Source organism: Pseudoalteromonas sp. P1-11 (assembly GCF_001399995.1).
GTDB lineage: Bacteria > Pseudomonadota > Gammaproteobacteria > Enterobacterales > Alteromonadaceae > Pseudoalteromonas > Pseudoalteromonas atlantica.
This window is the reverse complement of the sequence record NZ_LJSP01000002.1, coordinates 122,473-142,349: the sequence shown is the minus strand read 5'-3', so window position 1 is coordinate 142,349 and position 19,877 is coordinate 122,473. Positions and strand designations below refer to the sequence as shown.

The window sequence follows — 19,877 nt, the reverse complement described above, 5'->3', positions numbered from 1 at the left end:
CTCCTAGTTTAAGTTACAGGCTTCAAGGCCTGATAAACGCATGCGAACATCAAGCTCTGGTAATGCGCGAGGTTTAACGCCTTCAAGCCCTTTGGCAAACGCACGAATATGCGCAGGCGTGGTGCCGCAGCAACCACCAACAATATTTATAAAGCCCGATTTACCCCAGTCTATAATCTCTTTCGCCATGTCCTCTGCTTCTAGGTCGTACTCACCAAATTCGTTAGGTAAACCGGCATTTGGGTGTACTGAGGTAAATGTTTCGCATACGCGCGAAAGCTCCTCTACGTATTGGCGTAGTAAATCGGGGCCAAGGGCACAGTTTAGGCCTATAGAAAGCGGCTTGATATGGCGAATAGAGTTATAAAATGCTTCGGTGGTTTGCCCCGAAAGCGTACGCCCAGAGGCATCGGTAATTGTGCCTGAGATCATTACGGGTAATGTGCGCCCTGCTTGCTCAAACGCTTCTTCTACTGCGAATGAGGCAGCTTTTGCATTTAGCGTGTCGAAAATGGTTTCGATAAGTATTAAATCAGCGCCGCCTTCCATTAATGCAAGGGTAGACTCAACATACGCAGTAACCAGCTTATCAAAGGTAATATTACGATAGCCTGGGTCGTTTACATCTGGCGAAATTGAGCAGGTTTTAGAGGTTGGCCCTAAAACACCGGCTACGTAGCGTGGTTTTTCTGGGTTTTTAGCGGTGAACTCGTCACATATTGCGCGTGCGAGTTTGGCCGACTCTAAGTTTACCTCACGGCTTATGCTTGCCATGTCGTAATCTTCCATCGAAATGGTGGTTGAGTTAAAAGTATTGGTTTCAATAATGTCTGCACCGGCGGCTAAAAAGCTGCGGTGTATATTGGTTATTAACTCAGGTTTTGTAAGGCTTAATAAATCGTTATTGCCTTTAATTAGTACGTGCCAGTCTTTAAAGCGCTCGCCTCGGTAGTCTTCTTCTTCAAGCTTGTGAGTTTGGATCATGGTACCCATGGCACCATCTAAAATTAAAATACGCTCTTTTAATGCAGCGCTTAATTCGCTGTGTTTATTATTGTTTTGCACGTTATTCGGCATAGTTGTTAGTCCTCACATCTTGGCTAACTAAATTAATATCATAAGGGGTCGTTTGGTACACGTAGTAATTTAACCAGTTCGAAAACAGTAAAAAGGCATGGCTTTGCCACGTTTTTGACGGCTTTTTGCTTGCATCGTTATCTGGAAAATAGTTTTCGGGTTTTGGCGCATCAGGGCTTTTTTGTAAATCGCGCTCGTACTCTGCTTTTAATGTGTCGGCATCGTATTCTGGGTGGCCGGTTATAAACACTTGGCTGCCCGACTTATTTTTCATTAAGTAAGCGCCTACTTTTTCAGAGCCTGCCAGCACGACTATATCGTCGCAGGTATTTATTTTATTTATATCTATGTGGCCATAACGTGAGTGCGGCACTAAAAAGGTGTCGTCGAAGCCACGAGTAAGTGCCCCGTGATCAAAGTAACACTGGTGAGTAAACACACCACAAAGTTTATCTTCTTTTAAATCGCGTTTTAAATTGTAACGATGATACAACGCGGCATGCGCCGCCCAGCACGAAAACAGCGTAGAGGTAACGTGCTGCTCTGCCCAATCAATAATCACTTTTAGCTCATCCCAGTAGGCTACATCGTCGTATTCAAGGTGTGCGAGTGGCGCGCCGGTAACAATTAACGCATCGTAGTTATTGTCTTTCACTTCTGAAAAATAACGGTAAAAGGTATCTAGGTGCTCTTCTGAGTTGCTACTACTGCGATGCGTATCTAGGCGCAGTAGCTCTACATTTACTTGTAAAGGAGAATTGGCAAGCAAACGAATAAACTGCACTTCGGTTTCTACTTTATTAGGCATTAAATTTAAAATAGCCAAACGCATAGGACGAATTTCTTGCGTTTTTGCGCGACTTTTTGGCATTACAAACACGTTTTCTTCACGTAAACGGGCAATAGCCGGTAGCTCGTCTTTCACTGTAATTGGCATATTTTTTACTCCTGCTCATAAAAACCGAGAATTTATACGCTCTCATTATGAACAGTATGCTAAAAATATCAACCTCTAGATGTATAGATGTCTAAATGAAATTTATTCATGATTTTATACTTTATCAACCTACAGCCATTAGCGCTTTAAAACCCGCCATTCGTTGACTGTTTCACCCGTGAGCCACTACAATACAATATTGAAATTTTTATTATTATTTGAAGGCTTTCCTCCATGGTTTTACCTGATAAGTTTATATTCTCGATGAGTCGAGTATCTAAAGTTGTGCCACCTAAGCGCACAATTTTAAAAGATATTTCGTTGCACTTTTTCCCTGGCGCTAAAATTGGTGTGCTTGGTTTAAATGGTGCTGGTAAATCTACATTACTTCGCATTATGGCCGGTGTTGACCAAGACTTTGAAGGTGAAGCCCGCCCTCAACCTGGTACTAAAATTGGTTACTTACCGCAAGAGCCAGTACTGGACGAAAGCAAAACAGTACGCGAAATAGTTGAAGAAGCTGTTGGCGAAGTAAAACATGCCCTTAATCGCCTTGACGAAGTGTACAACGAGTACGCAATGGAAGACGCTGACTTTGACGCCCTAGCAAAAGAGCAAGGCGAGCTTGAAGCAATCATTCAAGCGCACGATGGTCACAACATCGATAACGTTTTAGAACGCGCTGCTGATGCACTTCGTTTACCTGAGTGGGATGCTAAAATTGAGCACCTTTCAGGTGGTGAGCGCCGCCGTGTTGCTATTTGTCGTTTATTACTCGAAAAACCAGATATGCTTATTCTCGATGAGCCTACTAACCACTTAGATGCTGAGTCGGTTGCTTGGCTTGAGCGCTTCTTACATGATTACGAAGGCACTGTTGTGGCGGTAACGCATGACCGTTACTTCCTTGATAATGTTGCTGGCTGGATACTAGAGCTTGACCGTGGTGAAGGTATTCCGTGGGAAGGTAACTACTCTTCTTGGCTTGAGCAAAAAGATGCGCGCTTACAACAAGAGCAAAAATCTGAAAAAGCACGTCAAAAATCAATTGCTCAAGAGCTTGAGTGGGTGCGTTCAAACCCTAAAGGTCGCCAAGCTAAGTCTAAAGCGCGTATGGCGCAGTTTAGCGAGCTACAGCAATCTGATTACCAAAAGCGTAACGAAACTAACGAGCTATTTATTCCACCTGGCCCGCGTTTAGGCGACCAAGTGCTTGAAGTTAATAACTTACGTAAGAGTTTTGGCGATCGCGTATTAATCGACGATTTAAGCTTTAGTATGCCAAAAGGCGCGATTGTGGGCATTATTGGTGCCAATGGCGCGGGTAAATCAACCCTATTTAAAATGCTAAGCGGCGAAGAGCAACCAGATAGCGGCAGCATTAGCGTAGGTGAAACTGTAGAGCTTGCAACGGTTGATCAGTTCCGTGGCAATATGGACGAAAGCAAAACTGTATTTGAAGAAATATCTGACGGACAAGACGTACTAAAAATTGGTAACTTTGAGTTCCCAAGCCGTGCATACGTTAGCCGCTTTAACTTTAAAGGTAACGATCAGCAAAAGTTTGTAAAAGACTTATCAGGTGGTGAGCGTAACCGTTTACACCTTGCTAAGCTTTTAAAAGCGGGTGGTAACGTAGTACTACTGGATGAGCCAACCAATGACCTTGATGTTGAAACACTACGCGCCCTTGAGAACGCTATTTTAGAGTTCCCAGGGTGTGTAATGTGTATATCGCATGACCGTTGGTTCCTTGACCGTATTGCAACACACATTTTAGATTACCGCGACGAAGGCCAAATTAACTTCTTTGATGGTAACTACACTGAATACGAAGAGTGGCTTAAAAAGACCTTAGGCGCAGAAGCTGCACAACCTAAGCGTATTAAGTATAAAAAAATTGGTTAATTGTTAACTGATATAACGAACCCTGCATTTATGCGGGGTTTTTTTATGCCATTTTTTATCGCTATGGGCTATTTCCCGCTATGCTTGATTTAAATATTACAATAAAGGCAACTCGTTTTATGGAAAATCGACGTCAGTTCTCGCGTATTCTTTTTTCAACCGCGGCCCAATTAGAATTTGCAGGAGAGAGCTACCCATGCAAATTACTCGATGTATCTTTACATGGCGCACTTATTACTAAATGCGCGGCGTTTAGTGGCACAAAAAATAGCGAAGCCACCTTGCGCTTTACCTTGCCACAAAGCGATATAGAAATAAAAATGGAGGTGTTTATTTGCCACATAGAAGATCAACACATCGGCCTTAATTGCCACCATATAGATATAAACAGCATTACCTATTTAAAACGGCTAGTTGAACTTAATTTAGCCGATGAACAATTACTTCATCGTGAGCTTGCCTCATTGATTGAATAACGGCAATAGACTCCCTTAGTTAAGTTTATTACCATAGCGCAAACTTTATTATTGATACGGTTATGCGCCTAAACCCTCACTTACCTTTGGTCTATCACAGTAATTATTCGTTTAGCTTTGACCCTAAGCACCGATTTGTAATGAGTAAATTTGCTCATTTATATGAGCAGGTTAAAGGTTTAGGCATTGCAGGTAATAATTTAGTAGAGCCTATTTTGGGCTCCCCCGAGCCACTTGAACTGGTACACTGCGAAAACTACATTCACGATTTATGGCATAACCGCCTAGACGAAAAAGCCATGCGCCGCATTGGCTTACCTTGGTCGCAACCGCTAATGAACCGCACATTCACCGCTCCACAAGGCACGTTACAAACTGCACGCTTAGCATTAAAGCATGGCTTAGCCTGTCATTTAGCTGGCGGTACACACCATGCACACACTGATTTTGGCTCAGGTTTTTGTATGGTGAACGACTTAGCCTTTACCGCGCAAACATTAATACAAAGCGGTGAAGTGACCAACGTGCTCATTTTTGATTTAGACGTACACCAAGGCGATGGCACAGCTGCAATGCTTGCACATCAGCCGTATGCGTATACCTGCTCTATACACTGCGAAAAAAAACTTCCCGTTTAGAAAATCCCCCAGCGATTTAGACATAGGCCTTGCTAACAATATGCAAGACGCAGAATACTTAGGCGTTGTGGATGATACGCTGCAGTTTTTACTAAAAGAACTCAACCCCGATTTAGTCCTATACGATGCCGGTGTAGATATTTGGCAAGACGATGGCTTAGGCAAACTAGATATAAGCTGGGACGGCATTAAACAGCGTGACCATTTAGTGTTTAAGCGCTGCCTTGAACATAACACCGCTATTGCCAGTGTTATTGGTGGCGGCTACGACAGAGACCATACGCGTTTAGCGCAGCGCCATGCAATAGTAATTGAGCAGGCTGCTGGTTTTTAAAATAAGTATTAACCTGTGCGCTTTATACTTTTAACTGGCTTGGGGTTAGCCCTGTCCAACGTTTAAATGCCCGCCTAAAGTTAGGAATATCGTAAAATGCCAAACGCTCAGCAACATGCTCATTGCACTTAGCGCGCAAGGTAAGTAAATAAATGGCTTTATGTTTATTTTGCTCATCAACTAAGCTCGAAAAGCGCATATTATGGCATTTTAGTTTTCGTTTAAACGTGGCTGGGCTCATGGCAAAATACTGGGCGGTTTGCTCTAAACTTGCCTCGTTATAAGTGTGTAGATAGCGCCAAACAGCCTCTATAAAGGTGTATTTTTCGTGTGATTTTACAGCCAATTGAGCGCGTGCTTGCATAAAGCGTAATTCGCTGGCGTACGGGTTAGCTTGGCGAAGTAATGTTTTGCTAATAACCCAACGAGTCGTTGGCTGCTCAAAACGCAGCTTTAAACCTAAATGTTGCTCGTACTGATGAATATGACGCGGTCGCTTAAAGCTAAAGTCGAACTCACATTGCGGATAGTGCGGGCTTAAACGCTTTAATAAACTATAAAACGCAGCACTGTAAATTTCTAAAATGTAGTTATGTAGGTCGTCATCAAGCCCTGTAGCAGCATTTAAAAAAATATAAAATTGCTGATTACTTACATAGTGCTGACTAAAAAACAAAGGGCAAAGCTGTAAATGCGCTCGCTGTATTTGTAACAGTGCCGCCCCTAGTTTAGCGCTGAACAATACACTTTGTGCTGCGCTACTTGAATCGTTAACTAATTGACTACCTAGTAAAAAACCGCTGTCGGGGGTGTTCATTAGGCGTTTAAATTGACTTAGTAATTTAACTTGCTGCTCTAAACTAAAGTAATGCTCAACGCTGAGTAAATCTTGCTCAAAAATCCCGGTGCCGCGTAATAATTTATGTAAGGCAACCCCCCTACTTTGCGCAAGCTCTACAACGGCAGTTATAAGCCCCTGTGCAGTTAAATACTTGTCACTTAAGCTAACATAACTGTTCACTGCTGGTGGCTCTTTGTTGTTTTTGTAGTTGTAGGCCGCTGTGCAATTGTTGCATTAGCATGTGAGCTGTATCACTTTTTTGCGCTTGTATGATGTGGGTAGTTACACACTGAAACTTAGCAAGCCCAGAGCCTTCTACTTTAAAAGCACAATGTTTTAATGCGGCTGTTATTTGCCTAAGAAGCTCTTGGCCTTGCTGCTTTGATGTGGCTGGCATTAGCACCATAAAACAGTCTCCCGCATAACGACATACCACATCGCTTAACCGACAGTTCATTAGTATAAGCTCGCTTATTTCGCGTAGCAGTCGATCCCCTTCGCTAAAACCAAACTCATTATTAAAACTAGCGAAGTCGCGTATATCAATAGCGGCTAATAAAACTGGCTGCGGCGCCTTAAGCTGCGTGTTTAAAACGCTTTGTAAGTATTCGGCTGTATAAACGCCGGTAACGGGGCATACTTTGTCGTGCTCACGTAAATGTGCTTCACGGCGCCTTAGCTGTTTATTTAAAACATATTGTTCTTGGTGCCAATGGTATAAACCTAAACTGGTTAGCAGCATCCCAACGGGGGCTGGCAGTGACTCTATCCAGCTTAGCCACTGCTGCGCAGGTTGCATTAACCATTCATCGAGCAAATCGAGCGTGGCCGAGAACATAAATAAACCAAGCCCAAGCACCAAATAACGAGTAACTTTGCCCGGCGGGCGCGAAATAAGTAAGGCAACAATCCAAGTTAGGGTCATAATCACTATGCCGCCCTCACCAATAATATCGAGCCATTGTATGTGTTGCAGCTCTTTGAGCTCCCCTAAATAGGCACATAAAAATATGGCTAATAACGCCATAGCTATAATACTGTTTGTTAAAAGCCGATGGCTAATAAAGGGATTAAATCGCATAGTTTGTCTTATTTAAATTGCGTATGTATTTATGCTACCCGAAGTGCATTTTTTGTAGCAGGGTCATATTAGCTCAATGATGTGACAGCTAAATGATATGCACTTACTTATAAGCTGCACATGGCCCATTAACGCTATATTGCTTAGGAGTGCGATTAGCTCACACGCCAAGGTAAAGCTTTTAAAACCTTAATAACCTGCTGATCTAAATAGGGTGTTGTCACATTTGCGTCATTTAATTTAATTAGTTTGCTTTCAAACCAAGCAGCAACAGGAGCAAATTACATGGCACACTTTAAACTTAAAGCACTGGTAACAGCGCTATCACTTTGCAATTTAGCAGTACATGCAGCACAAGAAGAACACACAACTGATGTAAAAATATCTGAAGAGTTAGTAGTTTATGGCGAGATAGGCTATCGCAACCGCTCACAAGAACTAGCCCCAACGCTTGAATACTCTCAAGAGTACTTTCAGCGTTTTGAACCACTCACCGCTGGCGACGCTTTAAAGCGAGTACCGAGTGTGACGTTTTTATCAGATATGCTTGAATCAGACGGCGCACGCATGCGTGGCTTAAGCCCTGCTTACACAAAAGTACTGATCAATGGCGAAGAAGTTCCAGGAGCAGGTGCTGATCGCTCATTTTTTGTTGACCGTATTCCAGCAGAATTAATCGAGCGTGTAGAAATAATTCGTTCATCAAGTGCCAACCGCTCTGCCGATGCAATTGCGGGCACCCTTAACATTGTACTTCGCGATGGCTACAGCTTAGACGGCGGTTACATTCGCGCAGGAGGATTACGCTATGATGATGGTGAACTAAAAGAAAGCTTTGCGGGCGTTTACGGTACTGAGTTTGCAGGTGGACGTTTACTACTAGGGGCTAATTTTCAAGGTCGTTATAACCCAAAACAAAAATCAAGCATACGTTATGGTGATAGCCCTGAAAATAACCCTAATTATGCAACTGATGATTTTGATAACCGTGAAGATCAATCTGATACTCGTGATGGCGATGACACATCATTAAATGCCAGCTTTGAAAAGATATTTGATAACGGCGGTAAATTTGATATTAGCGCCATGTGGGTTGATACAGACCGTACCGAAGACGAGCGTTCTTTTGAATATGATGATGCATCTGCAACCTCAGGCTCTATTGTTGAAGGCGGTAATTTACTCTCGGATAACGCAAATGTTTCCTACATTGACCAAACCAACTACAACATAAACTCAGGTTATGAATTACCGTTATTAGGCGGTACCAGCAAGTTTAAAGTAGGCTATGCCAGCTTTGAAGAATCTGTTTACGAGCAAGAAGTTGAGCTTGATACATCTGAGCTCCCAATGGTTTTTGAGGAAGCAGAAGAAACTGTTGATATTGACGATAAAGAATGGTCATTACAATGGCAACATAGCTTACTGCTCGGTGACTCAAAAGAAGTTCAATTTGGTGCTTTTGTTCAAGGAAAAGAGCGCGACACAGCAATTTTAGAAGCGGAAGATGAAAGTGAGCAAACACTTACTGACTGGGATCAATTTAACCAAACACCTATGTCTTTAGCTGTATTTAACAACGAATTTGAAGCAGTAGACGGCGGTGTGAACACCCTCGAAGAAGACCGTTTTGATTTGTTTGCATTAATCAAACACGAAGCAGATGTGTTCTCATGGGAGATGGGTGTACGTTGGGAGTCAACTGACTCAAACATTACCGATACCAATGAAGGCGTTACTGCCGAAAATGATTATGACTTTATTTTACCGTCGGCTCACTTTCGTTACAGTGTAAGTGATAACGGCCGAGTCAGCGCCTCTGTTGCACGTAGCTTACGCCGCCCTGACTTTGACTACATAACACCGGCTCTACTTGAAGAAGAGCTCGCTGATAATGACTTTTTAGGTAACCCAAATCTTCAGCCAGAATCTTCTTGGGGTATCGATTTAGGTTACGAATACCGTTTAGGTAAAAGTGGCGTTGTCGGTGTAAACGTATTTTACCGTGACGTTAGCGACCTAATTGAAATTGCCAGCACAGGTGTTGAAGGCTCAGAAGGCGAAGGTACATTTGTATTGCAACCACAAAATACTGGCGATGGGTCAGTTCAAGGTATTGAGTTTGATTTATCAACCCCGCTTAGCGCCTTGAACATGCCTAATACAGGTATCTTCTTAAATTACTCTTGGCTTGACAGTGAAGTTGAAGACAGTTTTGGCAAACGTAAATTTAACGACCAATCAGATTATGTTTATAACATTGGCTTTATCCAAGATTTACCAATACTGCGTGCATCATTTGGTGCAACTTACCGTATCCAAGGTGATGCATACGGACGCTTTGTAGGGGAAGAAGTTACCACCTCTTACGGTGCTGATTTAGAGCTTTTCGTTGAAAAGCGCTGGCAAGATGTAACACTTCGCCTAGTGGGTTCAAACTTACTAGATGCTAGTAAAGATGAAGTTTTCAACAAGTTTGACTCACTTGATGACCAAAACAGCCGTGACTTTGATGAGTACGAGCTTGAGTCTGAAGAAGCAGGCCCAGTCATTCAAGTAATGCTACGTTACGCATTCTAATCACGGGTATTGTCATTTTAAGCACGTATTGGCAAGCCATTACGTGCTTTTTTGGAGTTAAAACATGTTTAAACTGTCTTTTATCATGGCTGCATTATTAGCATCTCATACGCTTAGCGCTGCCACGCCAGTTATTTATAAAGATGAGCTTTATCAACAGCAAAAAATTGCCAAGTTAAATACGCTACCAGATAGCCTTAACTTTATGGTAATTGGCGACTGGGGACATAACGGCCACTTTTATCAAAAAGAAGTCGCACACCAATTAGAAATAGCCATGTATCAAACCGATGCTGACTTTATCATTTCAACTGGTGATAACTTTTACCCGAATGGGGTAGCAAGCGTCAACGACCCTTTATGGCAATCCGCTTACGAAGATATCTATCATGGCCCACATACATTTGAAGACTGGTACGTTGTATTAGGCAACCATGATTACCTTGGCAACGCTCAAGCACAAATTGACTATACAAACAAAAGTCAGCGCTGGCAGTTACCCGCAAGGTATTACAGTAAAACCTTTGAACTTGAAAACAATGAACAAGTTTTAATGGTGTTTTTAGATACCAACCCAATTCAGCCTGAATATAAAGACCGTGATAAATACCGCTCAACCCAAGGGCAAGGCTATAAAGCCCAGCTTACTTGGCTTGAAACCCAACTTGCCGGCAGTAGAGCAAAGTGGAAAATTGTGGTAGGCCACCACCCGCTTTATTCAAGTGGTAAACGCTTTGGCCGTAACCAAGGGCTTCGCGACATTTTAGAACCTATTTTGGAGCGTCATAACGTGCAAGCTTATATCGCTGGGCACGAGCACGACTTGCAATACAACCAACCAAAAAATAGCAAAGTGGCTCACTTTATCTCTGGTGGAGGCAGTGAAGCACGGTTTGTAAAACAACGTGAATTTACCCGCTACGCAGAAGCAACACCTGGTTTTTTAAGTGTATCTATCAATGGCGAAACACTCAGTGTAAGTGCGATTAATCACCTTGGTGAAGTACGTTTTAGCACTAAAAAGCACATAGATAAGTAAAGGATAAAATAATGAACTTTAAATTAAATACCATTTCAACAGTGCTCTCAAGTGCACTTCTGGTTACAGCTCTTAGCGGCTGCACAAGTAATGAGGAACCTAGCAGCCAAAGCAACGCAGCTATGGTAAAAGCAGCAATAGCTGTGGAAAAATTTGGCCCTCAACAAAATATGCAAGGCTCACAGGCAGCAGCGCTGGGTAATAACCAATGGTTGATTGCCAGCGAAAGCCAGGGCTTATTAGTGGCAGATAAAGACCAAAGCAGTGTGTTATTGGCGGGTAACTTTGAGTCAATTTCACTAAAACAATTATCAGCGCAGCAATTTTTACTCGCAAGCATTGATAAAAGCCAAGACAACGTCGTCATCTTTGAACTTGAAAAAAGCGGCCAAACTTGGCAGATAAATGAACTCTCTCGTATTACCCCGCCCCAAGCTCAGCCTGATGCCGTGTGTTTATTTAAAAACAGTGATAACGAGACTGTCTCAGCGTTTGTGCCGGATGTTCGAGGTTTGATCAGCGAAACCATCATTTATGACTTAGCCACTAAGCAAGCTAAAAATATTGCAGTGCGTGAATTTTCAGCCGTTACTGAAGCCTCCGGTTGCGCAGTTAATGACGAAACAAAAACCTTGTATGTGGGCGAAGCTGAACTCGGCGTTTGGGCTATCAATGCTGATGCTGAATCCGATGCCAATAAACAGCCAGTGGCATTAGTTGAGCCTTACGGTGAATTAAAAGCTGAAATCGGGGCATTATCAGTATCACAAGATGGTACTTTATGGCTTACTGCCACTGATGGCAATATGATCTATGCTTACCACGAAAATACTGAAAAACTAAGTCAGTGGTCACTTTCTGGCGATCACACCATTGAATCTGTTGCAGCGAGTTTGATCAATAACAATCAAGCGCAGCTAGTTTTAATTGATGATGAAACAGGTGCCTATATTCAAGCAAACGTTAACTACACTGCGCAAACAGTTACTTCACAAAACAAAGTCGCTATGACTCACATTTATGCCAGCGCACAAACAACGCCAGTTGCAGCATTTGGTGATGCAGCGGATGACCCGGCAATTTGGATAAATGAACACGACGCTAAAAGCAGCTTAATTTTAGGCACAGATAAACGCCGCGGCTTAATGGTTTATGATCTTGCTGGCAACAAAGTACAATCGCTTAATGTTGGGCGTTTAAATAATGTTGATGTACGCCAGCATCAGGATATAAACAACGAAACCCAGACTTGGATCACAGCCAGCAACCGCACGCTTAACAGTATTAGCGTGTTTACTGTCGATAGCGAGAACAAAGTAAACCATGAAACAGAAGTAGCCACAAACCTAGCCGAGATTTACGGTATGTGTATGTATTCGTCTGAATCTGGTCAATACGTATTTGTTAATGATAAATCAGGTTTATTCCAGCAATATAAACTCACCGGTGAGCAAGGTAACTTAATCGGTGAACTGGTTAGAGAGTTTACCCTACCAAGCCAACCAGAAGGCTGTAGTGCCGATGATAAACTAGGCCAATTATTTGCCGGTGAAGAAGATGCAGGCATTTGGTATATCGGTGCAGAGCCAACCTCTGGCAACAAAGCGGTCATGCTACGAGGTATAAATGAGCAACTTGTGGCAGATGTTGAAGGCATGGAAATCTATCATGCTGATGATGCTCGCTATTTAGTGGTATCAAGCCAAGGCGATAATAGCTACGTGCTTTATAAAATATCAGATAATACACAACCTAGTCTAAGCTTTGCAGGTAAATTTAATGTGATTGCTAATCTAGATAAAGGCATTGACGGCGCAGGTGAAACCGACGGCTTAACCGTTACAGCAAAAGCTTTACCAGGCTATCCTGAAGGCATGCTTATAGTGCAAGACGGCTACAACCGTATGCCACTACAACCACAAAATTTTAAAATTATTGACTGGCGTGAAGTTAAAAAAGCGATTAAGTAAAAACCTACCATATTTAAACGCAATAAGGCTCTTACGAGCCTTTTTACTATGTGTATTTAAAATAAACCTATTAAATTTAGAGTTATTAAAGCTATATACTACACTTTAAGCTCATAAATTAATTGAGATTATTATGCGTTTACTTCTTACTTTGTTGATCATTACTATAAGTGGATACGCTTTTGCTGAGGAAGAGGCTGCAGAATTGCCCCCGCTCAACCCCAAATACAATGCTGAGCATGCAATAGCACTGGTGAATAAAGGTTCAGGAATTTATGCGTTTAACTTACCCGGCTATAAATTACCGCACGATGTACAAGTGGTGTATAGGATTAAAAACCCCGATGTGGCTTTTTTAGATGTTGTACGCAACGCAGAGCTTATAACGCTAAAGCCCAAACCTTTTAATATTCAACGCTTAATGCGCGGTGAAGAAATAACCATTACCGCAGACGTGTACGAAGGCAATTACAAAAAAGCAGGCAGCCTAATTTACACAAACAGAACAATAGAAATGAGTAAGCAGCTATATGCTCGCCAGTTAAAAGATTTAGCTAAAGCTAGCCAGTGGCAAGAATACGACAGGATAGACCTAGGTAGCACAGAACGAATTTACATACATAAAATTAGCCAAGCACCTAGTTTCAGCCACTTAATTTTTGTAGATTTAGTAAATGCCTGTATGCAAAAATTTAGAACCTCAACCCTCCTTCCTAGCCAGAATGAGTTAACGTATAAATTTATAAACTGCGGCTCCCTAAAACCTTTGTTTTACGAAGCAGAAAGTTTAAATAAATAGTTTCAAACATGAAAAAAGGCCCTTTCGAGCCTTTGGATTAACTTTGGAAATATAAAGTTTTAAAAATTATATCAGTGTAAGCAGTTGTGGCGCTGCGCTGTGGTAGTCAACGGCCATAGCAATACTGAGAGCTGTAATATTTATAATAGAAAAAGCAAACACTTGGCGTGCCCAGCTCGTTAAATTAACATTACGGCGATAGCCACGCAGTGCCATAAGTAACCACCAAAAACTGGTAATACACGCCACTGCCATAAAGGCGGCGCCAGTGTAGCCACTTATTGGTAATAGCATGACGACTAAAGCGTACACAGCAATATAAAGTACAATATGGCGCTTCGCTTTATCAATACCTTGCGCTACGGGTAATACGGGAATACCTGCGGCTTGGTAGTCTTTAAAGCGAAAAATAGCAATGGCATATGAATGCGGCATTTGCCACAGACTAAACATTACTAATAGTATTAATGCACCTATATCGAACTGCCCGGTTACAGCGCAGTAACCTACAACAGGAGGCACTGCGCCAGAAAGGCTACCTACAAACGTGCCATAAACTGAGTTGCGCTTCATGTAAAGGCTATAAACCCCAACATAAATGACATAGCCAAACGCTGCAAAAAATACCGCGGCTTGGGTGGTGTAAGCAATGAGTAAACCAAAACCTACAACCCCCAATAAAACCCCGTGACTCAGTGCAGCAAAGGCCGACATTTCGCCTGTTACTGTTACCCGCGTACGAGTACGTGCCATGGCTACATCTATGTCTCTATCAATTACATTGTTGATAGCACAGCCCGATGCAACCACAAGTGACAAGCCAATAAGCGTAACAACCATTAGCCATGGGTCTATATCCCCACGCGAGGCAAGTAAAAAACCGCCTGCAACGCTGATAAGGTTGCCCATAATAATGCCTGGCTTAGTCACTGATAAATAACGACGAAACATCTTCAACTCCTAGTACATCATCATTGCGTTAGATTCGTAAATTATCCAAACCGATAACCCAACAACCATGACGATAATTAGGGCACTGAATAAAAATGAGAAGGTACTTGCACGGCCATCTTCTGTCGTAAAATTAAGGTGTAAAAAGTATTTTAAGTGCACCCAAATTTGTACAATAGCTAAAGTAACAATGCTCCAAAGCGTAGTTACTTTTGAAAAGTCGCCTTCCATTACCATGTAAAACGGTATGGCGGTTAAAATTATTGATAGCACAAAGCCTATTAAGTACGTTTTAACGCTGCCATGAGACTCATCATGGTGCTCGTTTTGCATTTGCTTTAACGCGTGCGCTTCGCTGTGGCTCATTACATTGCTCCCATTAAATAAACAACGGTAAATACACAAATCCAAACAATGTCTAAGAAGTGCCAAAATAGGCTTAGGCAGCTTAAGCGTGTCACTGTTTGTTTACCTAAGCCGCGTTTAGCCACTTCTATCATCATAATACTCATCCAAATTAGACCCGCAGTTACGTGCAAACCATGTAAGCCTACTAACGAGAAGAATGAGGTTAAAAAGGCACTTTGTTGTGGACCATTACCATGCACAATTAGGTGATGAAATTCGTAAATTTCCATGCCTATAAACACAGCACCTAAACAAAAGGTAATAAACAACCAGGTGAGTGTTAGTGCCTTTTTTTGCCCTTGTGCGGCAATCATGGCAAAGCCAAAAGTAATACTACTAATGAGTAGCGCCGCTGTTTCTACAGCGACAAAGTCGAGTTCAAAAATGTCTTTACCTGATACACCACCGGCTGTGTTCATAAACAGGACGGCGTAAGTGGCAAAAAACGAGGCAAATAATAGGCAATCGGTCATTAGGTATAACCAAAAGCCAAAGATTGTATCGCCAGAGGTATCGTGATGCTCATGTGCATGATCATCGTGCGAAACTGAGTCTAAATGGGCAGTTTCTACATTCGCAGATAGTGTACTCACGCGCTTAGCTCCTTATTTCCACTAGAATTATACGCAGCTTCAATACGTGCAATTTCATCAGGTTGTATATAGTAATCAACATCGCTGGTGTAACAACGCTTGATAAATAAGGCAATTGCGCCAACAAAACCAACGGCAGCTAACCACCAGATATGCCAGATCATGGCAAAGCTAAATACAGTTAAGCTTGCTGCAATTAACACCCCAGATGCTGTGTTTTTAGGCATATGAATTGGGCTGTAGCTTGCTTTTGTTTGATACGCTTGGCCTTTTTCTTTCGCTTCGGTCCAGGCATCAATGTCATCAACGTGAGGAATAGTTGCAAAGTTATACACTTGTGGAGGTGAGCTAGTTGCCCATTCTAGTGTATGGCCGTTCCACGGATCGCCGGTTGTATCGTCAAGTGCTTCGCGGTCTCTAAAGCTAACAAAGAGCTGCACGACTTGGAAAATAATACCAAACATAATAATGACAGCACCGCCTGCAGCAATGTATAACCACATGTTCCAATCTGGGTTATTAGTGTGGTTTAAGCGACGTGTCATACCTAAGAAACCAAGTACATACAACGGCATAAACGCCACGAAGAAACCAACTATCCAACACCAAAAAGACGCTTTACCCCATTTTTCGCTAAGCTTAAAGCCCATTGCTTTAGGGAACCAAAATACAAAACCTGCAAGGTAGCCAAATACAGCGCCACCAATGATTGTGTTATGGAAATGCGCAATTAAGAATAAACTGTTATGCAACACGTAATCGGCACCCGGAATAGCCAGTAGTACGCCGGTCATACCGCCTACTGTAAAGGTAACCATAAAGCCTAATGTCCAAAGTACAGGAACGCTGATACGTAAACGGCCGCGGTAAATGGTAAACAACCAGTTGAATAGCTTAACGCCAGTTGGGACGGCAATAACCATGGTCATTACCCCAAAGAACGCATTAACGTTGGCGCTCGACCCCATGGTGAAAAAGTGGTGTAGCCAAACAATAAAACCTAAAATAGAGATTACACCGCTGGCATACACCATCGATTTGTAACCAAATAAACGTTTACCGGCAAAGGTTGAGATAATTTCAGAAAAAATACCAAAAGCAGGTAGTACTAAAATATAAACCTCAGGGTGACCCCACGCCCAAAACAGGTTGATGTACATCATGGCGTTGCCGCCCGCTGCATTGGTAAAAAAGTGAAAATCAAGGTAACGGTCAAGCGTTAGCATGCCCAGCACAGCAGTTAAAATAGGGAAAGATGCTGCAATTAAAATATTTGCCCATGTACATGCCCATGTAAAAATTGGCATTTTCATTAGGGTCATACCTGGGGCACGCATTTTAAACACAGTCGCTAAAAAGTTTACTGCAGTTAAAAGCGTACCGAGCCCGGAAATTTGCAAGGCCCATATATAATAATCGACCCCCACCCCAGGGCTAAAGGTCAGCTCCGAAAGCGGCGGATACGCCACCCAACCTGTTTTTGCAAACTCACCAAATACAAGCGACAAGTTAATTAAAATGGCTCCGCTGGCAGTAAACCAAAAACTTAGGTTATTTAAAAATGGAAAAGCGACATCGCGTGCGCCAATTTGCAGTGGCAATACAATGTTCATTAGGCCAATCATAAATGGCATAGCCATAAATATGATCATGATAACGCCGTGCGCTGTAAATATTTGGTCGTAATGCTCAGGAGGCAAATAACCAGGTGCACCGCTGGTAGCAAGTGCTAACTGCGCACGCATCATAATGGCATCAGAAAAACCACGAAACAGCATTATTAATGCTAAAAAGATGTACATTACGCCTAAGCGTTTATGATCAACAGAGGTGATCCAGTCGTGCCAAAGCACGCCCCACTTTTTATATTTAGTAATAAGCCCGGCAATAATAAGCCCGGCAATCGCTATCACCGTCATGGTAACCATTATAATTGGCTCATGAAACGGAATTGCGTCGAGTGAAAGTTTACCTAAAAACGACATTATTATTCCTCGCCCTGGCTGTGAGATGAAGGCATTGCGTGTTCATTCATTTCATGGTGCTTTTTGCTCATTTGCCCATGTTCGCTCATTGCTTGATGTTTTTTGTTCATATCGCCATGTGCCTGCATATACTTCATCACAATGGTATGAAATAGGCCGTCGTCGACCTTGCCATAATAGGCAACAGGATTGTTTTCACTGGCTTTTGCAAGCTCAACATAATTGGCATGAGTGAGGTTATTAGCATTGGCTTTAACGCTTGTTACCCACGTGTCAAAATCAGCTTGTGTTGGAGTGGCAATGGCATTGAACTTCATACCGGTAAAACCTGCGCCACTGTAATTAGCAGAAAAGCCTTTAAATGTGCCCGGCTCATTTGCGATTAAATGAAGCTTGGTTTCCATGCCTGCCATAGAATAAATTTGACTACCTAGCTGAGGAATAAAAAACGAGTTCATTGTGCTTTCTGAAGTGATTTTGTATTCCACCGGCACATTTGCCGGAAATACCAATTCATTTACCGTTGCAATACCTTGCTCTGGGTAAATAAATAGCCACTTCCAGTTTAATGAAACCACCTCTACAGTGAGGTGCTCGCCTTTACCTTCAATTGGCTTATAGGGGTCTAAGTCTTGGGTAGACTGCCAGGTAATAACACCTAAAATAATAACGATAACAATAGGAACAGCCCAAACAACGGCTTCAATCTTATTTGAATGAGCCCATTTTGGTGCATAAATTTCATGATCTTGTGTGTCTCGGTATTTCCATGCGAAATACAAAGTCATCACAATAACGGGGATTACTACGAGCAGCATAAGGACAGTAGCAATGATGATTAAGTTTTTCTCATCAATACCTATTTGGCCTTTTGGATCGAGTATCCCGCCTTTACAGCCTGACAACGCCAGCACCGTACTAGCTAAAGCAATATTACAAAGGTTACGAATTAACAAGGGAGTATCCTACAAACCTAGAGTTTTAATTTGCTGCTTTAAATAAAAATTAAGCAACGATTTTTCAATAAAAACCCAAGTTAACTAGAACTAAATTATAAAAATAAAGGGGACTGAACCCGCTGCAAGTGGATGCAAAAAATACCTAGCAACAAACCCAGCTTCTAAACGCATTTATATAACGTAATAAAAGTTAACTTGGGTGAGTGTTGGTTGGCTGACGTGTTTAAAACACGCGGCTACATTGCTAATGCAAACTTTAATTATTTACAGCAAGAAAAAATAATTAAAACCAGCAACAAGTGAAGCCTTACAGACAACCTGTAAAGCTAGGTGGAGCACGACAACCATGTGCAGCGGACACAGGTTGGTGTACTTTTGCCTCGCGAAAAGCGAAAGCGGCTTTACGAAGGATTATTCCAGCACGACGCGCCGGAAAAATATGGAACAATAACCAGCAAAGGCCAATGAGTAACTGACTAGATATGATCGGATGAGCTAAAAATTGCGTAATGTGCAGCAAAACAGGCTCAACAATAGAGCCATTGCTAAACAACGCTTCAAGCTGAAAGGCATCCTCTAATGCACCACTTAGCAGCATTACCGTATTAAACACTAATAATGTTATAGCGACACACACGCCCTTGCCCGCTTTATTCAAGCGTTCACACGTTTGCGGTTTGCTAGAAGCAAAAGCCGTATTTGTATGATGCAAAGAAAGTGTGTTCAAAGACATTAACCTACTAAATGACTAATAACAAAATTAGAGTAATAAAGCGCGCAATGGAAAAATTAAAAAAACATTGCTGCTGTAAGCCCTAAAACGAGGTGCTAAATACAATCAAACCGGCTAGCACACATTTACCTAGTGAGAATTGATCCGTATCAAACAAACTTTCAAAACTTACTGAAAGTTCGATGCTGAGTATAACAAAGACAGTTTTCGGTTCAACAAAAAATATAAAGTTTTGCGTTAAGCTTTCGCAGCTATTTTGTTAATAAAAAATAACATAATAAAAATAAAGACTTAGTTTATAAATATTTTATATTTAGGAAGCTTGAGGAGTAGAGATAAGGGGGATTAATGAAGTTAAAAATAAAGCCGCACAAACAAAAACAGCCCAAATTCAGTCACCACCGAACTTGAGCCGCCTTTCACACTGACAACATCTTCACACACATATAAAGATTCTTGATTTACACTGCGTGGCAATTGTAGGGAATAAAAACAACTCAAAACCGGTCACCACCGACCTTGAGTTGCCTTTCACACTGACAACATCTTCACACACAATATAAAGATT

General features: G+C 42.0%; 16 protein-coding genes and 1 pseudogene. 7 read left to right on the top strand and 10 right to left on the bottom strand.

The genetic code is table 11. The annotated features are described in order from the left end of the window. Positions 1–3: 3 nt before the first annotated feature. Both AN390_RS03340 and metA read right to left on the bottom strand, forming a co-directional pair. The gene (locus AN390_RS03340; protein WP_055252960.1) at positions 4–1,077 is read right to left on the bottom strand and encodes a homocysteine S-methyltransferase family protein; all 1,074 of its coding nucleotides are present in this window, start codon (positions 1,075–1,077) and stop codon (positions 4–6) included. Then, positions 1,067–2,014: a homoserine O-succinyltransferase gene (gene metA / locus AN390_RS03335; RefSeq protein WP_055252959.1), complete on the bottom strand. Its 948-nt coding sequence runs from the start codon at positions 2,012–2,014 to the stop codon at positions 1,067–1,069. The genes AN390_RS03340 and metA overlap by 11 nt, the downstream gene beginning before the upstream one ends. 234 nt (positions 2,015–2,248) lie before the next feature. On the opposite strand from metA, the gene ettA reads away from it, so the two are divergent. The 3 genes and pseudogenes from ettA to AN390_RS03320 all read left to right on the top strand — a co-directional run bounded on the left by ettA (position 2,249) and on the right by AN390_RS03320 (position 5,370). Further along, positions 2,249–3,922 carry an energy-dependent translational throttle protein EttA gene (gene ettA / locus AN390_RS03330; protein ID WP_055252958.1) on the top strand — a complete coding sequence of 558 codons (1,674 nt, stop codon included), beginning with the start codon at positions 2,249–2,251 and terminating at the stop codon, positions 3,920–3,922. A gap of 119 nt (positions 3,923–4,041) precedes the next feature. Further along, a complete protein-coding gene (locus AN390_RS03325; protein WP_024034284.1) occupies positions 4,042–4,398 on the top strand; it encodes a PilZ domain-containing protein in 357 nt (118 codons plus the stop codon). A gap of 62 nt (positions 4,399–4,460) precedes the next feature. Beyond that, positions 4,461–5,370: pseudogene (locus AN390_RS03320) on the top strand (histone deacetylase). A 22-nt stretch (positions 5,371–5,392) separates the two neighbouring features. On the opposite strand, the gene AN390_RS03315 reads toward AN390_RS03320, so the two are convergent. Both AN390_RS03315 and AN390_RS03310 read right to left on the bottom strand, forming a co-directional pair. After that, complete coding sequence (locus tag AN390_RS03315) at positions 5,393–6,391, bottom strand: AraC family transcriptional regulator (RefSeq protein WP_055252957.1); 999 nt, start codon at positions 6,389–6,391, stop codon at positions 5,393–5,395. Beyond that, complete coding sequence (locus AN390_RS03310) at positions 6,375–7,238, bottom strand: GGDEF domain-containing protein (RefSeq protein WP_236695068.1); 864 nt, start codon at positions 7,236–7,238, stop codon at positions 6,375–6,377. Before AN390_RS03310 ends, AN390_RS03315 begins: the two co-directional genes overlap by 17 nt. Before the next feature lie 339 nt (positions 7,239–7,577). On the opposite strand from AN390_RS03310, the gene AN390_RS03305 reads away from it, so the two are divergent. From AN390_RS03305 to AN390_RS03290, 4 genes are all read left to right on the top strand, one after another. Beyond that, positions 7,578–9,872 (top strand): TonB-dependent siderophore receptor, encoded by a 2,295-nt coding sequence (locus AN390_RS03305; RefSeq protein ID WP_055252956.1) that lies wholly within the window; start codon positions 7,578–7,580, stop codon positions 9,870–9,872. Positions 9,873–9,936: 64 nt separating this feature from the next. Beyond that, complete coding sequence (locus tag AN390_RS03300; protein ID WP_055252955.1) at positions 9,937–10,911, top strand: metallophosphoesterase; 975 nt, start codon at positions 9,937–9,939, stop codon at positions 10,909–10,911. Positions 10,912–10,922: 11 nt separating this feature from the next. Next, the gene (locus AN390_RS03295) at positions 10,923–12,881 is read left to right on the top strand and encodes a phytase (RefSeq protein ID WP_055252954.1); all 1,959 of its coding nucleotides are present in this window, start codon (positions 10,923–10,925) and stop codon (positions 12,879–12,881) included. A gap of 133 nt (positions 12,882–13,014) precedes the next feature. Next, positions 13,015–13,680, top strand: a complete 666-nt coding sequence (locus AN390_RS03290; RefSeq protein ID WP_055252953.1) for a hypothetical protein — start codon at positions 13,015–13,017, stop codon at positions 13,678–13,680. 66 nt (positions 13,681–13,746) lie between these two features. Here AN390_RS03290 and cyoE read toward each other — a convergent pair whose 3' ends face one another. The 6 genes from cyoE to AN390_RS03260 all read right to left on the bottom strand — a co-directional run bounded on the left by cyoE (position 13,747) and on the right by AN390_RS03260 (position 19,303). After that, positions 13,747–14,631, bottom strand: a complete 885-nt coding sequence (gene cyoE, locus AN390_RS03285) for a heme o synthase (RefSeq protein WP_004587443.1) — start codon at positions 14,629–14,631, stop codon at positions 13,747–13,749. Between the two features lie 9 nt (positions 14,632–14,640). Further along, the gene (gene cyoD / locus AN390_RS03280) at positions 14,641–14,997 is read right to left on the bottom strand and encodes a cytochrome o ubiquinol oxidase subunit IV (RefSeq protein WP_004587444.1); all 357 of its coding nucleotides are present in this window, start codon (positions 14,995–14,997) and stop codon (positions 14,641–14,643) included. After that, positions 14,997–15,632 (bottom strand): cytochrome o ubiquinol oxidase subunit III, encoded by a 636-nt coding sequence (gene cyoC, locus AN390_RS03275; protein WP_055252952.1) that lies wholly within the window; start codon positions 15,630–15,632, stop codon positions 14,997–14,999. The genes cyoD and cyoC overlap by 1 nt, the downstream gene beginning before the upstream one ends. Continuing rightward, positions 15,629–17,617, bottom strand: coding sequence for a cytochrome o ubiquinol oxidase subunit I (gene cyoB, locus AN390_RS03270; protein WP_055252951.1), 1,989 nt, complete (start codon positions 17,615–17,617; stop codon positions 15,629–15,631). Before cyoB ends, cyoC begins: the two co-directional genes overlap by 4 nt. Before the next feature lie 2 nt (positions 17,618–17,619). Next, positions 17,620–18,573: a ubiquinol oxidase subunit II gene (cyoA, locus tag AN390_RS03265; protein ID WP_054983207.1), complete on the bottom strand. Its 954-nt coding sequence runs from the start codon at positions 18,571–18,573 to the stop codon at positions 17,620–17,622. Positions 18,574–18,883: 310 nt separating this feature from the next. Next, positions 18,884–19,303, bottom strand: coding sequence for a hypothetical protein (locus AN390_RS03260; protein ID WP_055016845.1), 420 nt, complete (start codon positions 19,301–19,303; stop codon positions 18,884–18,886). Positions 19,304–19,877 lie beyond the last annotated feature (574 nt).